The organism is Burkholderia sp., assembly GCF_018375725.1.
Lineage (GTDB): Bacteria > Pseudomonadota > Gammaproteobacteria > Burkholderiales > Burkholderiaceae > Burkholderia.
The window spans coordinates 1-7577 of sequence record NZ_JAHACR010000211.1; the positions used below are offsets into that span (position 1 = coordinate 1).

6 protein-coding genes are annotated in these 7577 nt (G+C 69.3%); 3 read left to right on the forward strand and 3 right to left on the reverse strand.

The annotated features are described in order from the left end of the window. Positions 1 to 135: 135 nt before the first annotated feature. The 3 genes from KH616_RS18435 (at position 136) to KH616_RS18445 (ending at position 2888) form a co-directional block, all read left to right on the forward strand. A complete protein-coding gene (locus KH616_RS18435) occupies positions 136 to 381 on the forward strand; it encodes a hypothetical protein (RefSeq protein ID WP_292249157.1) in 246 nt (81 codons plus the stop codon). 112 nt (positions 382 to 493) lie between these two features. Next, the gene (locus tag KH616_RS18440) at positions 494 to 1420 is read left to right on the forward strand and encodes a DMT family transporter (protein ID WP_292249159.1); all 927 of its coding nucleotides are present in this window, start codon (positions 494 to 496) and stop codon (positions 1418 to 1420) included. A 187-nt stretch (positions 1421 to 1607) separates the two neighbouring features. Next, positions 1608 to 2888: an EAL domain-containing protein gene (locus KH616_RS18445; protein WP_292249161.1), complete on the forward strand. Its 1281-nt coding sequence runs from the start codon at positions 1608 to 1610 to the stop codon at positions 2886 to 2888. Positions 2889 to 3043: 155 nt separating this feature from the next. Here the strand turns inward: KH616_RS18445 and arfB are convergent, their stop codons facing one another. The 3 genes from arfB to KH616_RS18460 form a co-directional block, all read right to left on the reverse strand. Then, positions 3044 to 3448, reverse strand: coding sequence for an alternative ribosome rescue aminoacyl-tRNA hydrolase ArfB (arfB, locus tag KH616_RS18450; protein WP_292249164.1), 405 nt, complete (start codon positions 3446 to 3448; stop codon positions 3044 to 3046). After that, positions 3445 to 5679, reverse strand: a complete 2235-nt coding sequence (locus KH616_RS18455) for an AAA family ATPase (protein WP_292249167.1) — start codon at positions 5677 to 5679, stop codon at positions 3445 to 3447. The genes arfB and KH616_RS18455 overlap by 4 nt, the downstream gene beginning before the upstream one ends. Then, the coding region (locus KH616_RS18460; RefSeq protein WP_292249170.1) for a 3'-5' exonuclease at positions 5676 to 7577 on the reverse strand (1902 nt) is incomplete at its 5' end. The genes KH616_RS18455 and KH616_RS18460, both read right to left, overlap by 4 nt.

Genomic DNA, 7577 nt, shown 5'->3' on the forward strand with positions numbered 1-7577 from the left:
GCCGCGTCCCGCGCGGGACGCGGCCTGACCGCCGGACGGCGCCCGAAATGATCCGTTACCGTTTTGCCCAGCGTTTCATCATCGCGCCGTCTAAGCTTAAGCATCGGCACGCCGCCAGCCTTGGCGGAGGACATCATGAAACCCGCACTTGCCGTCGCGGCGCTCGCGTGCGCGACGCTCTCCGGCTGCTACTACCCGTACGGCTACTACGCAGCGGCGCCGGCCCCGGAACCTGTGCAGACGGCACCGGTGTATGTCGCGCCCGCACCCGCCTACTACTATCCGGCCCCGGCCTACGCGCCGGCATGGGGCGGCTGGTGGGGACCGTCGCTGTCGCTCAACTTCGGATTCGGCGGCCGCGGCGGCTGGCGCCACCATTGACCGAGACGACATTTCCCGTTTCTTGCTGTTTCATCCGATCGTGAAACGCCGGACTGCCGGTGCGGTGTAAGATGCATCGCATCCCTTTCCCCGGCCGTCCGGCCCACGATCGATGTCGCCCAAGAACGCTTTCCTGCTGACCGTGCTCGCCGCCCTGTGGGGCGCGTCGTTTCTGTTCATCCGCGTCGGTGTCGCAGAGTTCGGCGTCGCGCCGCTGATGGCGCTGCGCGTCGGCATCGGCGCGCTGTTCCTCATCGGCCTTGCGCTGACACGCATCAAGCCCGCAGACCTTGCCGCCCAGTTGCGCCGCCATGCGCGGCCGCTGTTCGTCGTCGGCGTGCTCAACTCGGGCGCGCCGTTCTGCCTGTTCGCGTTCGCCGAGCTGACGCTGTCGGCCGGCGTGACATCGGTCATCAACGCGACGACGCCGCTCTGGGGCGCGCTCGTCGCGTATCTGTGGCTGAAGGACAAGCTGTCGCTGCCGCGTGCGCTGGGTCTCGTGATCGGTTTCGCCGGCGTGCTCACGCTCGTCTGGGATCAGGTCGTCAGCGCGCACGGCGATGCGTCCGCCGGCGCGACCGCGCTCGCTGCCGCCGCGGCGCTCGGCGCGACGCTCCTGTACGGCATCGCCGCCAATTACACGAAGCGCAAATTGAGCGGCGTCGATCCGCTCGTCAACGCAACCGGCACCATGATCGGCTCGACGCTGCTGCTGGTACCGTTCGCGATCGCGACGTGGCCGGCCGCGCCGGTCAGCGCATCCGCCTGGGGCGCGGTTCTCGCACTCGGCATCGCGTGCACGGGCATCGCGTACTTCATCTTCTTCTACCTGATCGCACACGTCGGGCCGGCGCGCGCGATCACCGTGACATTCGTGATCCCGGTTTTCGGCCTGCTGTGGGGCACGCTGTTCCTGGGCGAACGCATCTCGGCCGTGATGCTGGAAGGCTGCGCGATCGTGCTCGTCGGCACCGCGCTCGCGACCGGCGTGATCAAACGCATCCCGGGCATGCGGCCGCGCGGCGGCGAAGCGGCGTGAGTCTGGAGTTACCCTGATACGCGAACCGGCGAGACCTCGATACACTGCATCAACTATTCGCAGGAGGCCGCCAGGATGAACGAGAATCTTCCGCGCCCGCCTGCGCGTGCGGCGGTTTGTGCCGCGTACGTCGCGGCGCGCGGCGATTCCGTATCCGCCTCCGGCTTCGCGTCCGGGCGCCGCTGACATGCCGGCCGCCCGCGACCTGTCTCTCGACGCCCTGCTCTGCCATCTCACGCCGACGCCCGGCGGCTGGCTGGCCGATTATCACGGCGCCACGCTGCGCAGCGTGTTCCAGCCCGTGCTGTCGATCACACACAAACGCGTCGTCGGATACGAAGCGCTGCTGCGCGTCGTCGATGCGGCGGGCGCGGCGATTTCACCGGGCGCCTTGTTCGACAAGACCCGCGGCGTGGCCGAATCCCTGCTTCTCGACCGGCTTGCCCGCTGTCTGCATACCGCCAATTTCGTCGCGCAAGGCATCGGCGACGGCTGGCTGTTCCTGAACGTGGTGCCGCGCGTGCTCGATTCGGGCCTCGTACAACGGGAATTCGTCGAAGCGCTGTGCAAGCATTTCGCGTTGCCGCCGAACCGGATCGTGCTCGAAGTCGTCGAAAAGCCGTCGCGCGACGAAGCGCAGCTCGCCCGCACGATCGACATGATGCAGCATCGCGACTTCCTGATCGCGATCGACGACTTCGGCACCGGCTTCTCCAATTTCGACCGCGTATGGCGTGCACGGCCCGACATCGTCAAGCTCGACCGCTCGCTCGTCGAACGTGCGACAGGCGGCAGCGAAGACCGCCGCATCATGCACCACCTCGTATCGATGCTGCATCAGGCGGGCGCGATGGTGCTCGCGGAAGGTGTCGAAAGCGACGACGCACTGCAGGCGCTGATGGAGGCCGACATCGATTTCGTGCAGGGCTTCCAGTTCGGACAGCCGGATCCGTCGATCGCCCGCGCGAGCGCGGCGGCGCCCGCGATGCTCGATGCCGCGTGGCAGCGCTTCATTGCGCGGCGTCAAGCGCAGCCGCACAACGCGCAACCGGGATTCGACGCGATCGAGCGGCTGGTGCTCGCTGGCTCGGCCGCGTTCGCGGCCACCGGCAGCCTGCCGGAAGCCGCGCAGCGCGTGCTCGTGGTGCCGGCCGCGCGCCGCGTGTTCGTGACGGACGAAGTCGGCGAACAGTTCCTGCCGTCGATCGGCACACAGCCGCACGATCGCAATCCGGTGGCGACCCGCCTCGCGCCGCTGTTTCCGGAAACGCACAGCAACTGGTCGCGGCGGCCGTATTTCCAACGGGCGATCGCGGCACCCGGCCGCGTTGCGCTGATGGGCCCGCACTTCTCGCTGACCGAGGGCTGCGACTGTTACACCGCCGCCGTCGCGACGCTCGTGCACGAGCGTCTCGTCGTGTTTTGCGTCGACTTCGTACTCGACAGTGCCGGAACCGTGATGCGCTGACCCGGCAGCGACGGCTCGGCGCATCAACGGCACGTGCTTCAGCCGCGCGCTGCATCGCACGGCGGCGCCCAGTCGCGATGCCGGTCACCTTCGCCTCGCTGCCAATCTGCTCGACTCGCGCCGGACACCGCCGCCTGCCGCAGATGCATCACGTATTACGCCCGCACCTTGCCTCGCCCCGATTTCACATCGCTGCGACGCGCCTTGTGTTCCAGCCGCCGCTCCTTCGATGCGCGTGTCGGACGCGTGGCGATGCGCGCACGCGGCGTGACCGCAACGCTGCGGATCAATGCGTCGAGTCGCGCGAGTGCGGCTTCCCGGTTTTTCTCTTGCGTCCGGTGCTCCTGCGATTTGATCACCACGACGCCCTCGCGCGTGATGCGCTGGTCCGACAGCGCAATCAGCCGCTCCTTGATGAGCGGCGGCAACGACGAGGCGCGGATGTCGAAACGCAGGTGAATCGCGCTCGACACCTTGTTGACGTTCTGACCGCCCGCGCCTTGTGCACGCATCGCCGTCCATTCGACCTCGGCGGGATCGAGCGTATAGCGGATCATCATCGTCGTGCTGCCGTGCGTTGCGGCGCGAGCGCCTCGTCGATACGCGCCGCGAGGCCGGAGTCGCGCTGCGTGCGGGTCGCGATCGCCTGCGCCAGCACGCGTCGCGAGCCGATCACCTGCACGCGCGTGCGTGCGCGCGTCACCGCGGTGTAGACCAGTTCGCGCGTCAGGACGCGCCCGAACGTGGCCGGCAGCACGAGCGCGGCCTCGTCGAACTCCGAGCCCTGTGATTTGTGGACGGTCAGCGCGAACGCGGTTTCGTGCGGTGGCAGCGCCGCCGGCGATACCGCGCGCGCGGTGCCGTCCGCCCGCTTGAACCAGACGCGCAACACGCCCTGTGCATCGGGCAGCGCGATACCGATGTCGCCGTTGAAGAGCCCGAGCGCGTAATCGTTGCGCGTCACCATGATCGGGCGCCCGGTGAACCAGTGCGCACCGACCGCGAGCGGCACGCGTGCGGCACGGCGCACATGCGACGCGACGAGCGCGTTGACGTGCTCGGCGCCGCGCATGCCGGTACGCGTCGCGCACAGGATACGGAAGCGGTTCAGCGCATCGAACAGCGGCAGCGGGTCGGGCTCGGCAGCAGCAAGCGTCCGGCGCAGCGCGTCGAGATAAGCGGAGAAGCGCTGCGCGAGCCGTTCGATCGTCGATGCCGCGAGCGTCTCGCCCGCGTCTTCGTGGAACGATGCGGCTGGCGCATCGTCCGCTGCGTCGGTGCGCGGGGAATCCGATCCGTCGTCCGTCGGCAGCGCGTCGAGCGCATCCTGCACATCGCCGCGGCGAATCGCCAGCGACAGGCGACCGATCGGCGAATCAAGCCCGAAGCGGTAATTGCGCTCGAGCCAGACGACGCAATCGGCAAGCGGCGCAGGCGCGGCAGCGGTCGCGGCCGCGCCGCATGCGTCGGCCGTCGCAACAGCCCGCTGCGCGTCGCCCGCGTCGAATGGCGCGACGTCCGCCGCGTCCAGCCACGCGAGTTCGCCGGCCTCGATCCACGCGGGCGCATCGCCCGCGTCATGGCCTGTTTCCGGAGCGATCGGTGCGGTGGCGGCCTCATTGTCGTCGAACAGCGCGGCCTGCCGCGTGTCGGACTGCGCCGGCGCCGCAGCGGTAAACGCCGATCCTGCGGACCGCACGACGGAAGCCTCCACGCCGTCCGGCACCGGCAATGCCGCAACAAACGCGGCTTCGTCGATGCCAAGCGCCTGCGCGATGCGTGTGCGCGCCGCCGCACTGAATGACGGCCGCGCGCTCAATTCTGCAAAAACAGCCCCCGCCTCGACCGCCGCGAGCTGGTCCTTGTCACCGAGCAACACAAGCCGCGCGCCCGGCGCGAGCGCGTCAAGCAGGTGTGCGGCCAGCGCGACGTCGATCATCGACGCCTCGTCGACGACGATCAGATCGTATGGAAGCGGATTGTCCCGATGATGGCGAAAGCCGGCCGCGCCGCCGCCGCCCAGCAGGCGGTGCAACGTGTACGACGTGCTCGGCAGACGCGCGGCAAGCTCGGGCGGCAGATCGCCCGCACGCGCGTGCAACGCTTCCTGCATTCGCTGCGCCGCCTTGCCGGTCGGTGCAGCGAGCGCGATCCGGAGATCGGGATGCGCATCGAGCAGGCATGCCAGCACGCCGACGACCGTGGTCGTCTTGCCGGTGCCCGGTCCGCCGCTGACAATCGTGACACGGCCCGTCAGCGCGACGACCGCCGCGACACGCTGCCAGTCCACCTCGCCCTTCGCCGGCCCGAAGTAGCGGGCCAGCCGGTCGCGCAATATGCCAGGCGCAAGCGCATCGCCCGCGCGATCGGCGACATCCGCCTGCGCGACGAGCGCGCCGGCAAGCCGCCGCTCGTAATCGAAATAGCGCGCGAGATAGAGCCGATCGTACCGGTCGACGATGAGCGGCCGCTCGGCGCCCCGCTCGAGCGTGCCGAACGCGACGACGCCGCTCGCCGCAAGCGCCGCGCGCACATCGGCCAGCGGCTCGTCGTAGCGCTGCGCCAATGCGCCGAGCGACACACAGACATGGCCGCCCGCCGTCGCCCGGCTGGCCGCGAACGCGGCCCGCGCCGCCCAGCGTGCCGCAGCGGCCGGTGCGCCCGCGTGGCGCGCAAGCTCGCCGATGCGACGGGCGAACCCTTCCGCCAGCGCGATGCCGAAATCCGCGGGCTCGGGCAGACGCGCGGCTAGGCCGCCGGTAAATTCGAGCGTATCGTCGGGAGCGCTCATGCGCGGTCTCCTTCCATCATCCGGTCGAGCGCATCGACCAGCTCGCGCGCCGGCCGCCGCGCATGCACGCCCGCCGGAGACTCGCCGCTACGCCATCCCGGCCGAACGCCGCGCACGAACAGATACAGGTAGCCGGCGATGTGCGTGTCGTAGTCGTAATTCGGCAACCGGCCGCGCAAATAGCGATGCAATGCGACCGTATAAAGCAGCGCCTGCAAGTGGTATGCGTGATCGGCCATGGCGATGTCGAGCGCGCGTGCTCCATAGGCGTCCGGCGTATTGCCGAGGTGGTTCGATTTCCAGTCGACGATCCAGAACCGGCCGTCATGCTCGACGATCATGTCGATGAATCCCTTGATGAAACCGGCGAGCGTACCCGCCTCCAACGCGACGTCCGGGTAGTCGTGCGCGACCAGCAGCCGGCGCAGTGCGGCCAGATCCAGCGACGGCGCCGGAAACAGAAAACCCATTTCATCGAGCCGCTTCGCCGGATCGAGATCCGCCAGCCGCATGCCCGGCACCAGCTCCGTGTTCACGACGTCCGCGACGAGCCGCACCATCATCGCCGGCAGGCGCATGGCCAGATCCGGCTCGGCCTCGACCGGGCGATCGTGCAATGCGCCGAGCGCCGCGGCGTGCCACGACGCCGCATCCGCAAAATTGCTCAACTCGAACAGGCGGTGCAGGCACTCGCCCGCCGCCGCGCCACGCGGGAACACGAGGATGTCGTCGTCCGGCGGCTCGACCGCCTCCCACTCCGCCTCGGCGGCATCGCCGCCGGGAACGATGGCCGCGAGCGCGTCGTGATCGGGCCGCAGATCGTCTTCCGCGATGGCCGCAGCACCCGCCTCCTCGCGCGCCATCGACGCAGTCAGCGAACTGAAGCTCGACATCCGCCACGTATCGCGCAGGAAGCGCGTCGCACGCCGTGCCGACAACGCATGCTCCGCATCGTGTCCGCTCACGAGCCGCTCGCGGGCCGCAGGCACCGGCAGCGGCCCGACGCTGACCGGGCCGCCGGACAACGCTCGCCATGCGCTGTCGAGCGCTGCGTCATCGGGCGGCTCGTCGAGCCAGGCATCGAACCCGTGATCACGCCCGGCCACGAGCCAGTTGAGCACGCTGCGCCGGGACTCGCGTGTCGAGCGTGACGACTGATACGGCCCGGCGACCAGATAGCAGCGATACACCGCCCGCGTAAGCGCCACGTAGACGAGGCGAGCCCGCTCCGCCGCCTGCTCGCGCATCACCTGCCGCGCCGCATGTTCGGCCGCCTCGTCGTCGCATCCGTAGTGCAGCACCGCGTCGCCAGCCTCGTCGTGATACTCGCGGGCGTCCGGCAACGCCGAAGCGAACGGTTCGCGCAATCCGCCGTCATTCAGGAACGGACAGAACACGATCGCATACTCGAGGCCCTTCGATTTGTGGACCGTCACGATCTGGACCAGGTTGCGATCCGATTCGAGCCGCAGCTGCGCGTCCTCGCCGCCACCATCCAGCCGCTGCGCGGCAAGCCAGCGCAACGTCGGCGCAATGCCGGGCTGCGCCGATGCGCGCGCCTGCGTCAGCTCGGCGAGATGGTTCACGTCCGTCACGCGGCGCTCGCCATCGGCGCCGGCCATCAGCCGTTCGGCGATCCGCAACTCACGCGCGAACGTGCGCCACATCACCGCGAACCCGCGCTCGCGCCACAACAGGCGATAGCGCGAAAAACGCTCGACCCAGCTCATTGCATCGGCATCGCCGCCCATCTCGCCGCGCGCCTCGCCGCCGCCCTGCTCCATGTGCCACAGTGCACCGGCATCGAGGCCGAACCAGTCCGACGCGAGCGCCGCACGCAAACGCCGCAGATCGCCCGGCGCATCGATCGCGGCAAGCACATTGACAAGGCCCATGCC

Bases quoted from the DNA above. Each gene is read 5' to 3' on its own strand.
- KH616_RS18435 (WP_292249157.1), top strand. From the start codon at position 136: ATGAAACCCGCACTTGCCGTCGCGGCGCTCGCGTGCGCGACGCTCTCC.
- arfB (WP_292249164.1), bottom strand. From the start codon at position 3,448: ATGATGATCCGCTATACGCTCGATCCCGCCGAGGTCGAATGGACGGCG.
- KH616_RS18445 (WP_292249161.1), top strand. From the start codon at position 1,608: ATGCCGGCCGCCCGCGACCTGTCTCTCGACGCCCTGCTCTGCCATCTC.
- KH616_RS18455 (WP_292249167.1), bottom strand. From the start codon at position 5,679: ATGAGCGCTCCCGACGATACGCTCGAATTTACCGGCGGCCTAGCCGCG.
- KH616_RS18440 (WP_292249159.1), top strand. From the start codon at position 494: ATGTCGCCCAAGAACGCTTTCCTGCTGACCGTGCTCGCCGCCCTGTGG.